The sequence below is a fragment of the Ralstonia soli genome, assembly GCF_023955655.1.
Taxonomy (GTDB): domain Bacteria; phylum Pseudomonadota; class Gammaproteobacteria; order Burkholderiales; family Burkholderiaceae; genus Ralstonia; species Ralstonia soli.
In genome coordinates this window covers 405247-420820 of sequence record NZ_JAMXHT010000007.1, presented here as the reverse complement: position 1 = coordinate 420820, position 15574 = coordinate 405247, and the positions used below count along the sequence as shown (strand labels likewise).

The 15574-nt window shown below is 64.4% G+C and carries 12 protein-coding genes; 8 read left to right on the top strand and 4 right to left on the bottom strand.

The features are described from left to right. Positions 1 to 203: 203 nt before the first annotated feature. Both NG900_RS20500 and NG900_RS20495 read right to left on the bottom strand, forming a co-directional pair. Complete coding sequence (locus NG900_RS20500) at positions 204 to 1211, bottom strand: ParB/RepB/Spo0J family partition protein (RefSeq protein ID WP_252683199.1); 1008 nt, start codon at positions 1209 to 1211, stop codon at positions 204 to 206. Then, positions 1208 to 1876, bottom strand: a complete 669-nt coding sequence (locus NG900_RS20495) for an AAA family ATPase (protein WP_252683198.1) — start codon at positions 1874 to 1876, stop codon at positions 1208 to 1210. The genes NG900_RS20500 and NG900_RS20495 overlap by 4 nt, the downstream gene beginning before the upstream one ends. Before the next feature lie 412 nt (positions 1877 to 2288). Between NG900_RS20495 and NG900_RS20490 the strand changes: the two genes are divergently transcribed. Then, entirely contained in the window at positions 2289 to 2492 is a 204-nt protein-coding gene (locus NG900_RS20490; protein ID WP_011003323.1) for a cold-shock protein, read from the top strand. A gap of 72 nt (positions 2493 to 2564) precedes the next feature. Here NG900_RS20490 and NG900_RS20485 read toward each other — a convergent pair whose 3' ends face one another. Next, positions 2565 to 3641, bottom strand: a complete 1077-nt coding sequence (locus NG900_RS20485) for a replication protein RepA (RefSeq protein ID WP_009240208.1) — start codon at positions 3639 to 3641, stop codon at positions 2565 to 2567. Between the two features lie 1430 nt (positions 3642 to 5071). Here NG900_RS20485 and NG900_RS20480 point away from each other — a divergent pair. Then, positions 5072 to 6376, top strand: a complete 1305-nt coding sequence (locus NG900_RS20480; protein ID WP_252683197.1) for an NCS2 family permease — start codon at positions 5072 to 5074, stop codon at positions 6374 to 6376. A 279-nt stretch (positions 6377 to 6655) separates the two neighbouring features. Here the strand turns inward: NG900_RS20480 and NG900_RS20475 are convergent, their stop codons facing one another. Then, on the bottom strand, positions 6656 to 7927 hold the full coding sequence (locus tag NG900_RS20475) for an integrase (RefSeq protein ID WP_252683196.1): 1272 nt from the start codon (positions 7925 to 7927) through the stop codon (positions 6656 to 6658). A gap of 297 nt (positions 7928 to 8224) precedes the next feature. Between NG900_RS20475 and NG900_RS20470 the strand changes: the two genes are divergently transcribed. The 6 genes from NG900_RS20470 (at position 8225) to NG900_RS20445 (ending at position 15220) form a co-directional block, all read left to right on the top strand. Next, on the top strand, positions 8225 to 9007 hold the full coding sequence (locus NG900_RS20470) for a DUF4397 domain-containing protein (protein ID WP_252683195.1): 783 nt from the start codon (positions 8225 to 8227) through the stop codon (positions 9005 to 9007). Positions 9008 to 9096: 89 nt separating this feature from the next. Next, positions 9097 to 11481 carry a hybrid sensor histidine kinase/response regulator gene (locus NG900_RS20465; protein WP_252683194.1) on the top strand — a complete coding sequence of 795 codons (2385 nt, stop codon included), beginning with the start codon at positions 9097 to 9099 and terminating at the stop codon, positions 11479 to 11481. Positions 11482 to 11543: 62 nt separating this feature from the next. Then, complete coding sequence (locus NG900_RS20460; protein WP_252683193.1) at positions 11544 to 12851, top strand: AI-2E family transporter; 1308 nt, start codon at positions 11544 to 11546, stop codon at positions 12849 to 12851. Between the two features lie 226 nt (positions 12852 to 13077). Further along, positions 13078 to 13527 (top strand): hypothetical protein, encoded by a 450-nt coding sequence (locus NG900_RS20455; RefSeq protein ID WP_252683192.1) that lies wholly within the window; start codon positions 13078 to 13080, stop codon positions 13525 to 13527. Between the two features lie 6 nt (positions 13528 to 13533). Further along, complete coding sequence (locus tag NG900_RS20450) at positions 13534 to 14706, top strand: glycosyltransferase family 4 protein (RefSeq protein ID WP_252683191.1); 1173 nt, start codon at positions 13534 to 13536, stop codon at positions 14704 to 14706. Continuing rightward, positions 14684 to 15220: a phosphatase PAP2 family protein gene (locus NG900_RS20445; RefSeq protein WP_252683190.1), complete on the top strand. Its 537-nt coding sequence runs from the start codon at positions 14684 to 14686 to the stop codon at positions 15218 to 15220. Before NG900_RS20450 ends, NG900_RS20445 begins: the two co-directional genes overlap by 23 nt. The last annotated feature ends 354 nt before the right edge of the window (positions 15221 to 15574 follow it).

Below are 15574 nucleotides of genomic sequence, written 5' to 3'. Positions count from 1 at the left end.
ACTGGAAGTGCCTACAGCGAGCCAAAGAGCCCTCTTCCTCCCTCATTCGGGAGTAGGGACCAAGGCTCGCAGGGACTGCCCGGCGGGAGGACGGAGTCACGCAGAAACGGGTACGCTTGCCGCCTCGTCGAACCTCGGAGCGCCATATAAGGGCGAAAAAAAAAGCGCCCGGTCGGGCGCTTGAGTGGCGTGTGAGGGGAAAACTACAGCAACGCGACGTCCAAGCCAAAGCGGCTTTTCAGCGCTTCGAGCAAGGATTCTCGGGCGCCGCGGTCTTCCAATTTCACATCCAGCATGACGCGGCCAGAATCCCACTCCTTGATTGTGCCTAATAGATCACCTTCAGCACTGCGAATTTTGTACTGTCGGCTGACTTCCTTGACCTTGCGTGTGCGCCCTTCCTGGGCGACTTTCCGAATCTGTTCGACGTCTCGGCTGGAAAGGCCCTCTTCCAGCACACGATGCACCAACTCGCGCGTGCGGTCTTCGCCGGCGCTCTTGAAGTACAGCGTCAGCTCATAGCCCGTTGCGATACCGATGCCGGCGGGGCGCTCTTTCATCACCTCAAGAACTGACTCCGGCAGCTTCAGCAATGCCAGTGTCTTGTTGACGGTACCGGCCGATACGCCAGTAATCTCGCAAATATCTTCTTCTTTTTTTACTTTTCCTTCGTCCAGCAGCTGCCGCCAGGCGATGGCGTTGTCCAGCACCGACTGCCCGGACCGCTGCTCGTTCAGCACAAACGATAAGCGGTAGAAATCGATGTCCGATAACCCATCCTCGACGAAGCAATCCATCTCCGCCTTACCGGCAGCGGCCAAGGCTCGCTTGCGGTAGTGGCCATCGATCAGGACATACCAGCCCGGCTTGGCGGGGTCGGGCGCCGCCAGCCCAGGGGTCTGCTGGCCATGCGTGGCGATTGAAGCAGCGCGCTCCTGGACGGTTTGCGGATCGTAGATGCGGCGGGCGTTGAGCGGATTCTCCTGCAGTCGCTCAAGTGGAATCTTGATTACCCGGCGCTCAGAAGTATTCGCAGGGGTCGGACTTTCAGCGCTGAAAGCGGGCGCGACGGGTTGCCCAAGCAAGCCACGAGGATGCGATGTGATCGCCTTTTCCGCCAAAGCGAAGCGATCAACCGGCGCCGCCTTGGTTTTCTCTGCGGCGATGCCGGCCAGCATGCCGTCCTTGAGCGATTTCAACTTCGCGCTCATACACGTTCCTCCTGCAACAACTGCAACACTTCGTCGACCATGGTGTCGACTTCGCTGACGGCCTCCCGGGCGCCCGATACGCCATGGACGGTCGCACCAATCGCTTGGCATTCGCGAAACGCCGAACGCGACCCGATCATGGATGCCATCAACGGGATATCGCCATCGTCACCTAGGATCTCGATGGCTTGCTTGGCGAGCGACACCCGTCGTTGCACCATGTTCGCCAGCACACGGATGCGCAGCGTCTCGTTGGTCACCTGCGCTTGCTGAGCCAGCGCCTTGGCGGCCACTGCAGCCCATAAATCGGGCGGCGAGGGCACAACAGGAATCAACGCGATGTCCGAAATCAGCAAAGCGCTGGAAGACGATGGTGAATGAACTGCGGGGGGGCAGTCGACCACGATAAAGTCATAGTCCGACACAAACTTGCGGACCTCTCGATGCATAGCGCCGCCAGAGGGCGCCAAACCGATTACAGATGCCGGAAAAGGCTTCTCGTCAGACGCCTGCGCCGCCCAACGGGTCGCCGTTCCTTGCTCGTCCATGTCGACCAGCAGCGTCTTGTTTCCCCGCAAACCAAGGGTGCCGGCGATGTGCATGCTGACCGTGGTCTTGCCGCAGCCGCCCTTTTGATTGAATACCGTTACGATCTTGGCGCTCACTGGTCCTCCACTTTCAGCGCTGAAAGTCAGTAGCGCCTATCTTAGGGAAGACCGCATGAAAACACAAGATCGATTAATTTCAATTAATATAAATTTCAGAAGATCGGCGACGGGTGAAACAGCTGAGCCGGTGGTGTTCAGCTCGCCTAAATTGAGATGTAAATGCGGCCTTTAGCGCATAACGTCATGCGTTTCGCCGGTATTTACCGAGTCCTAGGTGTTTACCAGTGGGATGCATAAAAGCGACATTCCAAAAAAATGCCGCCCATCGACACTGTGCCTCAAACTGGTTATGATGCTTAGACAGTCGTCTGAAGACTTTGTCTACGCAGGATTCGGAATCAGCCGGTTCTTCGTGCGATGTCCGGACCGGCTGGACGACGTGTTTTTTGTTTTTTAAAGGAATTTTTGCATGGCCACGGGTACTGTCAAATGGTTTAACGAAACCAAAGGCTTCGGCTTCATCACTCCGGATGGCGGCGGCGCTGATCTGTTCGCGCACTTCTCCGAAATTCAGGGTTCGGGCTTCAAGACCCTGAAGGACGGCCAGAAGGTCTCCTTCGAGGTGAAGCAAGGCCCGAAGGGTCTGCAAGCCTCGGGGATCAAGCCGGAATAAGTTTCGGGCTGTTCGCCTGAGATGAAAAAAGGGGAGCTTCGGCTCCCCTTTCTCTTTGCTGCTGACCCCGCGTCAGGCCAGTTTCCGCACACTCGTGCGCGAAGGCTGCAGAATCAGCGCCTTCGATGAATCCGCGTCCACCTTGGCGTCCGGATACACCACCAACACATCCTTCAATGCCTTGCGGAACAGTGCACGGAACTTCCGCTCGCTCTCGGTCTCGGTACCAAACTGCATCTGCAGTGCTTCCCAGGGGATCTCAGTACGCTTCTGAATCGTGAAGAAGCGATAGGTCAACCACGAATACACGTCAAGCGCAAACGGCGACTGCTTGAGCGCCTTAAGCGCACGCATGTCCACCGGCACCGGGCGGTTCACGAGCTCGTTGAAAAACGGCTCGGACAGCACGACAAAGCTCTCGAACATCGACCCCTGACCGGGTTGCATCGGATCCCACCAGGTCGACAGTTGGTCGGCCAGCAGGTAACCGATACGGTCGATGGAGAGCGGTTCCTGATTCTGGTTTTGGCTGCTCGGCGCCGACTTGTTCTGCACGATGGCAATCGTCGCCGAGAAGAGGCGGATCATCTGCTGGCGTACCAGCGTCATGGTGCCGCGCTTGCCGCCCGTGGCCATCGGAATGCCAAGGTTGTACATGAACTCGGACAACGAATTGCCGAGCGAGATACGCCGGTCTTCCACCGTACCCTGGAACTCGCCCCGCTTCTTCTTGGCCATGATCTCCTTGCCGATCCACGCCAGCATCAGCCGCGGATACGAGCCATAGGGATAGCCGAACGAAACGGTCTCCGAGACGATCCGCTGCCGCCCGTTGCTGGCCCGCTCGGAGCGCTGCTGCGTGAAGTAGCCGGGCTGGATCATCAGCGAGATGTTGCCGCTGGACCGCGTCCAGACGGGTGGCGCACCTTTTGGCGCGCGATAGGGAAGCGTGACCTGCACGCTGGCACGGCTGAGAAAGCCGACCTCGCCGCTTTGCCAGGCATCTTCGCGTTCCATCGCCTGGGCTTCATCGAACAGGCGCTGGAATTTCTCCGGCGCGGCAATGACTTGCCCTCCCGAGGGGACGATGATGCGGCCGGGCGAATCATCGTCCGGTTTCCCATTGGGTGTGAGGCGTTTCGTGACCATGGTGAGCAAAATTTGTTCAGAGCCTTTGTACTAAAACGCCTTCGCCTTGTCACGCAGAATTGGGTACGTTTTCCTTTTTTTGATCGTCGTCGCGGGAAGGGCGTCGGTGGGCAACCTGCAGGGTTGTCCACGGAAGACCTTTCCTCACTACAAGTCATATATACCTTCTACGTTTACTACAGGTAAACCGTATACGGCCCCCGCAAAGCCTTGTCAGGCCTGGGTTCAGAGGGGTAAACCGAACCAGATTCTGCGGACCTCCGAACCAGATTCTGCGTGGGTGCGTACCCGCTTCTGCGCGAAACCGTACCCGCTTCTGCGCACTGTGCGTACCGGAATCTGCGGGGACAACATCATGTTGTCCACAGTGTTATCCACAGAAAATGGCCGCTGGGCGGCACCTTCGATCGATTTTTCGGGACTGCGTACCCGTTTCTGCGTCAGATCATGGGGATTTTTCCGGCTTGGCGTGCGTTCCGGCCGCCCAAGCGTACCCGTTTCTGCGCACGGTGGCGTGATGGGTGCTCCTCATGCGTACCCGAATCTGCGTACACATGCGGGTTTTCGGTTTGCCACTTCTTGCATTGTCGCCATCTGCGAAAAAGCGAGCACCAGCTTCGTTTTGGCGGGATGGATTTCGGGCGTACCCGTTTCTGCGGAGATGGGTGTGGCGACCATTCGAGAGGCGTGCTTACAGAGCGTTTGGCGCCATCGCGATTCAGAACTTTCATCGCTGAAACCGGAGCGGCATCCGAGGGCTGCGTCACGTGCGGCGAGGCCGGACCATTGCCGGCGTACCCGTTTCTGCGGGTAAAAACCCTTATTTACCAATGGCTTGGCGTACAGCGTTGCACGGGATGCGTACCCATTTCTGCGAAGGTGTGCGCAGAAACAGGTACGCCCGAGCGGGCGTTCTTTCGCAGAAACGGGTTCGCTTTACCGGGAGGAAGTGCTTCGACCTTGCGCAGAAACGGGTACGGTTCGGTTTGATCTGGCCTCGCAGAAACGGGTACGGACGCGAGTTGTTCTTCCCGTCGTCTTCGATCATGCGAAACCCGTACCCATTTCTGCGAGCTGGCCCGCAGAAACGGGTACGCCAATCGCTACGCAGGCCTCGTGGTATCAAGCTTTCGCAGAAACGGGTACGGATCGTCGCGGCCCGAAGCGCGTTTGGTGGCTACTGAATCCGCTCTGACAGAGCGTGCAGACGCTTGATGTTTCGGGCATCATGCGCATCCCGCGCGCCGGCCTCAGGCCCGGCTCCCGCGTTTTCCATCCCGGCATTCGCATGCCCCTATGTTGGCCGCGCAGCCTCCTGGCGCCGGCGTTCTGCCCGGCGTCGCGGCGCTTGGTGGTGGCGTGCCTGGGGAGCCGTGCCATCCGCAGGGCTGGCCGGCGATGGCACTTCACACCAAGAGGAGAGAATCCGCATGACCTGGCTCGCGCGCACCTTCAAGCTCGAGGAGCACCAGACCGATGTCCGCACCGAGGTGCTCGCCGGGCTGACGACGTTCCTGACGATGGCGTACATCATCTTCGTCAACCCGAACATCCTGGCCGACGCGGGCATGCCACATGACGCGGTGTTTGTCGCCACCTGCATTGCGGCGGCGATCGGCACGATCATCATGGGGATGTACGCCAACTACCCCATCGCGATGGCGCCGGGCATGGGCCTGAACGCGTACTTTGCGTACGCCGTGGTCAAGGGCATGGGCTTTACGTGGCAGGCGGCGCTGGGCGCGGTGTTCATCTCGGGCTGCTTGTTCTTGCTGGTCAGCGTGTTCCGCATCCGCGAGATGATCGTCAACGGGATTCCGCATTCCATCCGCGTGGCAATCACGGCGGGCATCGGGCTGTTCCTGGGCATTGTGTCGCTGCGTGGCGCGGGGCTGATCGTCGGCAATCCGGCGACGCTGGTGTCGCTGGGCGATGTGCATCAGCCGTCGGTCATCCTCGCGGTGATCGGCTTTTTCGTGATCGTGGCGCTGGACCACCTGCGTGTGAAGGGCGCCATCCTGATCGGGATCCTGGTCGTGACGGCGGCGAGCTTCTTCTTTGCCGGCAACACCTTCCACGGCGTGGTGTCGATGCCGCCGTCGCTGGCGCCTACCCTGCTGCAGCTCGACATCATGGGCGCGCTGTCGGTGGGCATTCTGAACGTGGTGCTGGTGTTCTTCCTGGTGGAGCTGTTTGATGCGACCGGTACGCTGATGGGCGTGGCCAACCGCGCGGGCCTGCTCAAGCAAGGCAAGATGGACCGCCTGAACAAGGCGCTGCTGGCCGACAGCACGGCCATCATGGCGGGCTCGCTACTGGGCACGTCGTCGACCACCGCGTATATCGAGAGCGCTTCCGGCGTGCAGGCTGGCGGCCGCACGGGCCTGACCGCGCTGACGGTGGCGGTGCTGTTCCTGCTGTGCCTGTTCTTCTCGCCGCTGGCGGGTGTCGTGCCGGCCTATGCGACAGCGCCCGCGCTGCTGTACGTGTCATGCCTGATGTTGCGCGAGCTCGTCGAACTGAACTGGGAAGACACCACCGAAGCCGTACCGGCTGTGCTGACGGCGCTGATGATGCCCTTCACGTACTCGATCGCCAACGGCGTCGCATTCGGCTTCATTACGTACTCGGGCCTGAAGCTGTTCACGGGCCGCATGCGCGAGGTGCCGATCATCGTGTGGATCATCTCGGCGGTGTTCCTGTTCCGCTTCTTCTATCTGTCGGGCGGACACTGAACGCACGGTGCCCAATCGCAAACGCGGACTTTCGAGTCCGCGTTTTTTTTTTGCATTTGCATGAAAGCGTACCCATTTCTGCGTGCGATTGCGGGAGCGGGCGTACCCGTTTCTGCGTGCCATCGTGAACGATCCCGCCACAGGTGCGTACCCAATTCTGCGGACGATGTGAGCGGCAACTGTTGCTGCAAGCGCCGCGATTATCGATGCCGACAAGACGCCAGCGCACCGCTCAGATAAGCGATGCGTACCCGTTTCTGCGCGATGTGTGGAGGAATGTCAGGCCGACGGCGTGGCCAATTGGCGTGCGGCTTGCGCAATGCTGGCGGCCAGATCGGCCTCGCGCGCGCGCACGGCCACGGTGGGCAGGGCGGCCAAGCCCAGTGCATGTGCCACGTCGGCTGCAGCTTCGCCGGCAGCGAGCCGCTCTCGCATATGGGCGCCCCGCACGCCGCGCAATGAGGCATGCGAGAGCCGTGCAGCGGCGTCGGCATGGCCGATGGCGCGCGCGTACTCAGCGGCCTCGTCCAGCATGGCCTTGACAATGAGCAGCAGCTGCGAACGTGAGGCGATGCCCTTGCGTTCGCCAAAATCGCGGCGCAGGGCGGGGGAGTCGATGATGCTGCCGTCCGCACGTCGTGGCGAACGCTTGCGCACCGACAGCAGCAGCGGCGTCGCTTCATCCGGCAGCGGCAGCGGCGACAAGCCGAACGCCGTGCGGTATTCCCGCAATGCGGTCATCAGCGCCTCGCATGGCAGCCAGCGCTGTGTGTGCCCGCTGCCGATCGCCAGCAGCCAGACCGATGCCGGCAGCGATGGATCGGATGCCAACTGCGAAGCCGGTACCGCATGCAGTGCCACATCGCCCATGCGCGCGCCGACAAGCTCCGCCACACGCATGCCCGCATGCGCGAGCAGCACGGCGAGGAAGTGATCGCGTGCCTGGCGCAGGCGCGCTTCGCGGCCGAGGGCAACCCGCACGCGCACGGCGTCGACTACCAGCGCCATGTCCGCCGCGCCCAACGCGCTGTCGGGTTCCGACGTTGCGGTCTGCGATGCCGGTGTTTGCGCACCGGGCACGGTGATGACGATGGCGTCGTCGTCAAGAAACGGGTTCGCACGCAGGTAGCCGGTGCGTTGCAGCCAACCGCACAGGTTGGCCGCGATGATGCTGCTCTGCCGTGTCGAGCGTGCCGAGAGCGGACCGCGCAGCGGCGTCCAGTTGGCATCGTCGCGGCCAATGCCGCGCGCGCTGACCGCCCAGACGGGCGGTTCTTGCAAAAAGCGCAGATAGGCCGACGCGTCGTCGCGTTGCCAACTTGCGATTGGCTTACCGAACGTGCGCGCGTACCAGCACACACGTTCGGCTTCCACGCGGTATTGCGACAGCGTGGAGGCACTCACCGCGCGCGCGCCCGAAGCCCGCGCATCGAGCCATGCCTGCACGCGTTCGCGCTCATGGGCGAATGCCTGCAGATCGGCCTGGGAGGCGGCGTTGTCGGGTGGAGGCGGGGGCGGGAGCGCGGCATTTGCCGGGCGCGGTTCGAACATGCGGAAAGCGCGTGGCGCACAAGGAAAAAGCGGATCGCGCAAGTATAGCGAGCCACGTCCGCGCAACGTCGCTCCTGCAGGATTGGAACAGGCATTCAAGCGGCGTGGGCACGCGCCATGCTCATTGCGGTACGTCGCTTCGTGTGTCGGAGCGCTCCGACAAGGCGATCGGAATCGGCTCGATAGGCGCGTCGCAAATGCATGGCTATCGTCGGTCCAACATGTCGACAACAACGTACACGGGCACGGCAAGCGTGTGGCCCGGTACATGACACGACTCTCCCTCTGAGGTGGAAGATGAAGATACAGATCAGGAAGATCGCCGCCGTGCTGGCGCTGGGTTCGTTGGCCGTGCTTGCCGGGTGCGGCGGCGGTAGCGACGACATCGGGCAGATCATCGGCACCAGCTCGCCACAGTACCGAACGGTGCACGCCAATCCGTTCATTTCGAACGTCGACTTTGCGGTGAACGGTACCGTGAAGGTCACCAACGTCGGCTTCAAGAACGTCAGCAACTATTTCGGCATCGACTCGACCGCCACCAAGGCCACGGTGTCGAATTCGGGCAGCACCACGCCGCTGGCTTCGGCCAACTTCAGCCCCGTCAACGGCCACCGCTACACCGGGCTGGCCATCGTGGGGGCCAACGGTTCGGCCACCAGCCTCGCGCTTATCGACGATCCGTACAACAAGTCGATCCTCTCGGACAAGGCGCGCGTGCGTACCTTCAACGCCTCGTATAACGCTCCCAATGTCGATGTCTATGTGACGGCGCCCAACGCGGATATCTCGACCACCGGGCCGACCATGGGCGGTGCTGCATATGGTGCGGCGTCTCCGGTCAGCACGCAGGACTCGATCTACGTCGATGGCGGCACGTATCAGATACGCGTGACGACCGCGGGCACGAAGACGGTCATCTTTGCTTCGCAGCCATTCAACCTGGCCAACAACGCGGACTGGCTGATCACCACGCTGCCCGCCGGCGGCGTGGGCGCGGTGACGCCCAACGCCATTCGCGTGTTGGTGGCCCAAGCCAACGGCGCCTCGCAGACAGCGAGCGAATTGCCCGCGCAGTAAATCGGCACCATCCCTCGTGATGCGGTGCTGCGGCACCGCTTCTTTTTCGACCATGGCCGTGGGAACGAAAACTGCTACGCAAGGGCGCAATGAGTGAATTCGCAACAATCGGGTCGGCACCTGTGCGCCCAGCGCGCATCGAGCCGGCTGCCCGAAAGGCCGTGGATGTGTTCTGGGTAGATGATCCATTGACGGGAACCCGCCTGCACGTGAGCGCTGTCGCGCAAACGTGGGGGGTGCGGGCCGACGCGCTATGTGGCGTGCGCGAGCACTGGCTCGTCCACGTGCACCCGGACGACCATGCCGCGCTGCGCGCCGCGTGGGATGGCTTGGCGCGCGGGCAGGACTTCAGCCTCGAATACCGCTGGATCGGTGCCGACCTTGCCGAGCGCCGCGTGCGCGAACGCGGCTTCCTGATGCCGTGTACCCACGGCGCGCCCGCCCATGCCGTGGGCATGGTCGAAGACGTGACGCAGCGCCAGCAGACCCTGGCCGACCTCACCGAATCGGAATTCCAGTTGCAATGGCTGACCGAGAGCGTGCCATTCCCGCTCGTGCAGATCGACGCCGGGCATCGCGTGCGCTTCGCCAATCACGCGTACGCGCAGCGCTTTGGCCTTGCGCTGGAAGAGGTGCTCGGCCGCCATGTGCGTGAACTCATGGGCGATGCTGCGTATGCGCGCGTGCTTTCGCATCTTGAAGAGGCCTTCGCGGGCCGGCGCGTCGATTTCGAGATGGAACTGACGTACCCCGGCGCGATTGGCCGCCGCTTCATGCATGCCGCGTATTCGCCGCAGCGCGGGGCGGACGGCAGCGTGCAGGCGCTCGTCTGCGTGGAAGACGACATCACCGAACGCAAGGACGCCGAGCGCGAGCGCTTTCGGCATCAGCGCGAGTTCGTCACGCTGGTGGAGAACGCACCCGACGTGATCGCGCGGCTCGATCGCGAACTGCGTTGCGTGTATGTCAACCGCGCCGTGACCGAAGCCTTTGGCGTGACACCGGCCGCGCTGATCGGGAGCGCGCTGACGGCGTCGCCGCTGTCGGCTGACGTGACCGGCCCGCTGGAGGACGCCGCGCGCCGCGCCTTTGCTTCAGGTGCGGAACAGACGCTCACGCTGCATTTGGAGAGCACGGGGCGCCCGCGCGTTGTGCACTACAACGCACGCGTGATTCCAGAGGCCGACCGGTCGGGCGCGACGGAATCGGCACTGCTGATCGTCTATGACGTGACCGAGCGCACCGAAGCCGAGCGCGAACGCGATGCGTTGCTGCTGCGCGAGCAGGCCGCGCGTGCCCAGGCCGAAGCAGCCGCGGCCGCGCGCGACCAGTTCCTAGCCGTGGTGTCGCATGAATTGCGCTCGCCGCTCAACGGCATTCAGAACTGGGCCTATGTGTTGGAGAGCCAGGTCGCGGGCGGCGCGCCGCTCATGCAGCGCGCGCTGGCTGGTATCAAAACCGGTGTGGAACAGCAGGTGCGGCTGATCGAAGACCTGCTCGACGCGACGCGCGTGATGAGCGGCAAGCTGCGTCTGACGCGCAAACCGTTCGTGCTGCGTACCGCGCTCGAGAGCGCGCTCAACAGCGTCCGCGCCCTGGCGGCCGAACGCGGCATCACGCTGCATGTGGAGAGTGCCCTCAATGAACACGAGATCGACGGCGATGCCGACCGCGTTCAGCAGATCCTTTGGAACCTGCTGACCAATGCCATCAAGTTCACGCAGGAAGGTGGCGACGTCTGGCTGTCGGCCGAACTGGTGGGCGAAGTGGCGCGCATTGTGGTGCGCGACAACGGCCGGGGCATTGCGCCCGCGTTCCTGCCTTATCTGTTTGACCCGTTCCGGCAGGCCGAGGGCGCGCACACTCGGCGCACCGGCGGGCTCGGGCTCGGGCTGGCGCTGGTCAAGCGGCTGACCGAACTGCACGGCGGGCGCATCTATGCGCGCAGCGATGGCGAGCAGCAGGGCGCCGCGTTCACCGTGTACCTGCCGTTGCATGCCGGTGCCGAATTGACTGCTCCGCTGACCGAAGACCCGGCACGCAGCGGGCCGCTGCCCTCGCTGTCGGGCCTGCGCGTGCTGTTGGTGGACGACCAGGCGGACGCGCGCGATGCCCTGGCGACGCTGTTGACCCAGGTGGGTGCGGACGTGGGCAGTGTGGGCTCCGGCCGCGAGGCACTGTCGCAGTTGGATGCCTGGGGCGAATTGGGCCGCCCGCACGCCCTGGTGTGCGACATTGCGCTGCCCGATGAAGACGGCTACGCCATCCTGCAGAACATCCGTGCGTGGGAACGTGCGCACCCGCAAGCCGACGGGGAGCCGATGGCCGCGATTGCCCTGACCGCCTTCGCGCAGCCCCACGATCGCGCACGTGCGCTGGCGAGCGGCTTTCATGAGCATCTGATCAAGCCGGTCTCGCCATACGACCTGGTGCGCACATTGCGCACGCTCGCCAAGCTCGGGGTGGCGATATAGCGCCGTTTTAGCGCGCCAAGGCACGGCGCTTGCGCAGAGAAGACTGCACCACTTTCCCTGCCATGCCGGACGACCCCACTACCCCGCCGACCCTGCTGTCCCACAGCGAACCCGCACCGCCGCAGATGCATTTGCTCGACGGCCTGCGGCAGCCGGCGTGGCGCGTCGCGATGGTGCTGGTGGCCATTGGCGGCACGCTGGTCTTTCTGCAGTGGGCGCGGGCGTTTCTGGTGCCGTTCACGATTGGCGTGGTGCTGGCGTTTGCGTTGAATCCGCTGGTGGTGTGGCTGCAGCGCGGCTACGTGCCGCGGCCGATTGCAGCGGCCATCGTCGTGCTTAGCCTGTGGGTCGGTGGCGCGGCGCTCGTCTTCGGCATGCAGGACGGCGTGTCGGCCATGGCCGCGCGCCTTCCGATTGCGGCCGAGCGCATGGCGGAATCGGTCGACCACATGCGCGGCCACGTGGGCGGCGCATTCGACAAGATGCGCGAGGTCACCGTCGCGCTGGAGCACGCCGCTGAAGGCGTACAGGGCAAACCGGCGCCCCCACCCGCCAAGCGCGCGCCCGCAGCTTCCGCCGAGCCGCCTGCGCAGCCGGTGCTGCCGCTGCGCGAGTTTCTGTGGACGGGCTCCGCCAATCTGTTCGCCCTCGCGGGACAACTCGTGGTGGTGTCGTTCCTCGTCTATTTCCTGCTCGCATCGGGCCAGGCACTCAAGCGCAAATGGGTGCGCGCGGTGGGCACCACCCTCAGCGAGAAGAAGCGCGCGGTGCGCATGATGGCGGTCATCGGCACGCAGATCCAGTATTCGCTGCTGGTGCTGTTCGTGACCAACATCGTCCTGGGCTTACTCACCACGGTGGCCTTTGTGCTGCTCGGCATGGAGGACGCCGCAGTCTGGGGGCTGGCCAGCGCCGTCCTGCATTTCGTGCCCTACCTGGGCTCGGTGGTGATTGCCGTGGCCAGCGGTATCGGCGCGTACCTGCAGATGGGCACGTGGTCGGACGCGCTTGTCGTGGCCGGCACCACGCTGCTGCTGGCGACCCTGATCGGCACGCTGCTGGTGACGTGGCTGCAGAGCCGAGCGTCCAAGCTCGACCCCTGCGTCGTCTACATCGGCCTGCTGCTGTGGGGCTGGCTGTGGGGTGTGTGGGGGCTGCTGCTCGGCACCTCCGTCACGGCAATGATCAAGGTGGTGTGCGACCACGTTGAACGGTTGCGCCCGCTGGGTACGCTGCTGGGCACCACCGACGCGCCAGCCGGCGTGTCACAGCGCTTGCTGGACCGCCTGCGCGGCCGCCCCACACGTCGCCCCACACGTTGGCCCGCACGTTGGTCTATACGGAACCCGGACCGGGCGCGCCGGCGCTGAATCACCTTGCACAGCAAGCGTTACAAGCGCGCATGTAACCCTTACGCAACCATTACGCAACCATTACGCAACCAACCCGATACCTGCATCGGCAGGCAGTCGCATACCGGTGGCGCGGTGGCGCAGTGGCCGTGCAGCTCTTGTCTGCCGTGCGGTGTATGCCTGCGCGTTGGGCACGCCGGTTGCGGTGCGCAAGGCATCCAGACCATGTCCGCAGGAGGGCACCATGAACGCGCAGCCACGTGCCATCGTGTGCGGCCCCGACCAGCGTGATGAGCGAACCTCGGGTGCTGCGCCTCCGCGCGCGCCCGATGCCGGCAAGGCCGCCGAACAGGTGGATGCCGTACTCGGCAAGCCCGAGCCGCAAGGCAAGCCGCTTCCAGGTGAGCGGGACAGGCTGCCGCACGAACGCGACCAGAACCTCGAAGAGCAGCGTTCCGAGCCGCGCAGCAATGTCGAGCAGGCCGCGCGCGATATCGAAAGCGGGCAACTCGATACCGACCTGCACAACACGCCCGGCGTCGAGCGCGTCGTGCGCGAACGCCATGCCGCCAACACGCAAGACAGCGATCGCCAGGTCGCCAACCGCAGCGCGGACGATCTTGCCGACAAGCGCGGCCAAACGGTCGGGCCATCGGCCACGCCATCGCGTCACCGCGACGAGCGTCAAGGTTGATCGGCCATGCGCATCGCCTACGTGACCGAGACCTGGCCGCCGGAACTCAACGGTGTGTCGCTCACTGCCGCGCGCACCGCGGCCTTCCTGAATGCGCAGGGGCACGACGTGATGCTCGTGCGCCCACGCCAGCAAGCCATCGATGCCGGCAAGCCCGGGCTGGCGGACGACACGCTCCGGGTGCCCGGCGTACCGATTCCGCTGTATCCGGACCTGCGCATGGGCCTGCCCGTGCGCCGCCGGCTGCTGCGCGCGTGGTACGCACATCGGCCCGATCTCGTGCACGTGGCCACCGAAGGGCCGCTGGGCTGGTCGGCCATCCGCGCGGCACGGCAACTGGGCGTGCCTGTCACCTCGGACGTCCGTACGCGCTTTGACGAGTACGGCCGACACTACGCATGGGATGGCGCCGCGACGCTGGTACGCGCCTACCTGCGCGCCTTTCACAACCGCACCGATCGCACCTTCGTGCCTACGCGCGAGCTGCAGAGGCAACTGAGCGAACTCGGCTTCGAACGCCTCACCGTCAGCACGCGCGGCGTGGATGCCGGCCAGTTCGCACCGCACTACCGCAGCGAGGCGCTGCGCGCCCAGTGGGGTGCTGATGCCGAATCCCCCGTGGTGCTGACAGTCGGCCGTCTGGCGGTGGAGAAGAACCTGGGCGTCGTGCTCGATACGTTCGATGCGGTGCGTGCGCGCATGCCCGGCGCGCGGCTCGTCATGGTGGGCGATGGCCCGCAACGCAGCGCGCTGCACCGGCGCTGTCCCGATGCCGTGTTTGCCGGCACGCAGTACGGCGAGGCATTGGCCGCGCACTATGCGTCGGCGGACCTGTTTCTCTTTCCCAGCCTGACAGAGACCTTCGGCAACGTGGTGGTCGAAGCCATGGCCAGCGGCTTGCCCGTGGTCGCGTTCAATACCGCCGCCGCGGGCATGCATGTGCGCAGCAACGAGAACGGTTGCCTTGCCCCGCTCGGCGATGCCGCTGCGTTCACCCGCGCCGCCGTCGCGCTCGCCGCAGATGCAGGCTTGCAGCAACGCCTCGGCCACGCCGCACGGCTGACCGCGCAGAGCCTGGACTGGCCGCGCGTGCTCGAACGTTTCGAGGCTGCGCTCGTCGCCGTGCACCACGCCGCCACCACCGGGGAGGCCTACCATGGCGACCCACGTCTGGCCTGACTGGAAGCGCTGGCGCGAGCGCGACCGCCAACTGGCCGTCGCGCTGAACCACGTGGCGGGCGATGCGTCGTCCATCCGCTTTTATCGCGGCGTCAGCCGCCTGGGCGACGGCATGCTCTGGTACGCGCTCATGGCGGCGCTGCCCGTGGTGGGCGGCGACACCGGCTGGGAATGCGCCAAGCAGATGGGCCTGACCGGGCTGCTGTCGCTCGTCATCTACATCCTGCTCAAGCGCGGCGTGTGCCGGCCACGGCCGTATCTGTCGTGCCAGGAGATCCACTTGTGCGGGCGCGTGCTCGACCAGTTCAGCTTTCCGTCCGGCCACACGCTGCATGCCGTGTCGTTCAGCATCGTGATGGCGGCGTACTACCCGCGCATGGCGCTCGCGCTGGTGCCGTTCACGCTCATGGTGGCGGTCTCGCGCGTGGTGCTCGGCCTGCACTATCCGAGCGATGTGCTGGCGGGGGCGGGGCTGGGGATGCTGATCGGTGGGCTGTCGGTGTGGTTGTTCTGACCCAGGGTGTCCGCGCTGGTCCGCCTTGTTCGGGCCGTCGAGCAAAAAGCTCTGCGCGTCGAGCTCCGAGCTCGGGCCGTCGAGCAAAAAGCTCCGCGTGTCGAGCTCCGAGCTCGGGCCGTCGAGCAAAAAGCTCCGCGTGTCGAGCTCCGAGCTCGGGCCGCCGAGTAAAAAGCTCGGCACGTCGAGCTTCGAGCCCGGGCCGCCGAGCAAAAAACTCCGCACGTCGAGCGTCGAGCCCGGGCCGTCGAGCAAAAGGCTCCGCGTGTCGAGCGTCGAGCTCGGGCCGCCGAGCAAAAGGCTCCGCGTGTCGAGCGTCGAGCTCGGGCCGCCGAGCAAAAAGCCGGATGTTTC

What these genes read in the sequence shown, in the direction of transcription:
- NG900_RS20465 (WP_252683194.1), top strand. Translation starts at nt 9,097, where the DNA reads ATGAGTGAATTCGCAACAATCGGGTCGGCACCTGTGCGCCCAGCGCGC.
- NG900_RS20490 (WP_011003323.1), top strand. Translation starts at nt 2,289, where the DNA reads ATGGCCACGGGTACTGTCAAATGGTTTAACGAAACCAAAGGCTTCGGC.
- NG900_RS20455 (WP_252683192.1), top strand. Translation starts at nt 13,078, where the DNA reads ATGAACGCGCAGCCACGTGCCATCGTGTGCGGCCCCGACCAGCGTGAT.
- NG900_RS20480 (WP_252683197.1), top strand. Translation starts at nt 5,072, where the DNA reads ATGACCTGGCTCGCGCGCACCTTCAAGCTCGAGGAGCACCAGACCGAT.
- NG900_RS20485 (WP_009240208.1), bottom strand. Translation starts at nt 3,641, where the DNA reads ATGGTCACGAAACGCCTCACACCCAATGGGAAACCGGACGATGATTCG.
- NG900_RS20475 (WP_252683196.1), bottom strand. Translation starts at nt 7,927, where the DNA reads ATGTTCGAACCGCGCCCGGCAAATGCCGCGCTCCCGCCCCCGCCTCCA.
- NG900_RS20460 (WP_252683193.1), top strand. Translation starts at nt 11,544, where the DNA reads ATGCCGGACGACCCCACTACCCCGCCGACCCTGCTGTCCCACAGCGAA.
- NG900_RS20470 (WP_252683195.1), top strand. Translation starts at nt 8,225, where the DNA reads ATGAAGATACAGATCAGGAAGATCGCCGCCGTGCTGGCGCTGGGTTCG.
- NG900_RS20445 (WP_252683190.1), top strand. Translation starts at nt 14,684, where the DNA reads ATGGCGACCCACGTCTGGCCTGACTGGAAGCGCTGGCGCGAGCGCGAC.
- NG900_RS20500 (WP_252683199.1), bottom strand. Translation starts at nt 1,211, where the DNA reads ATGAGCGCGAAGTTGAAATCGCTCAAGGACGGCATGCTGGCCGGCATC.
- NG900_RS20450 (WP_252683191.1), top strand. Translation starts at nt 13,534, where the DNA reads ATGCGCATCGCCTACGTGACCGAGACCTGGCCGCCGGAACTCAACGGT.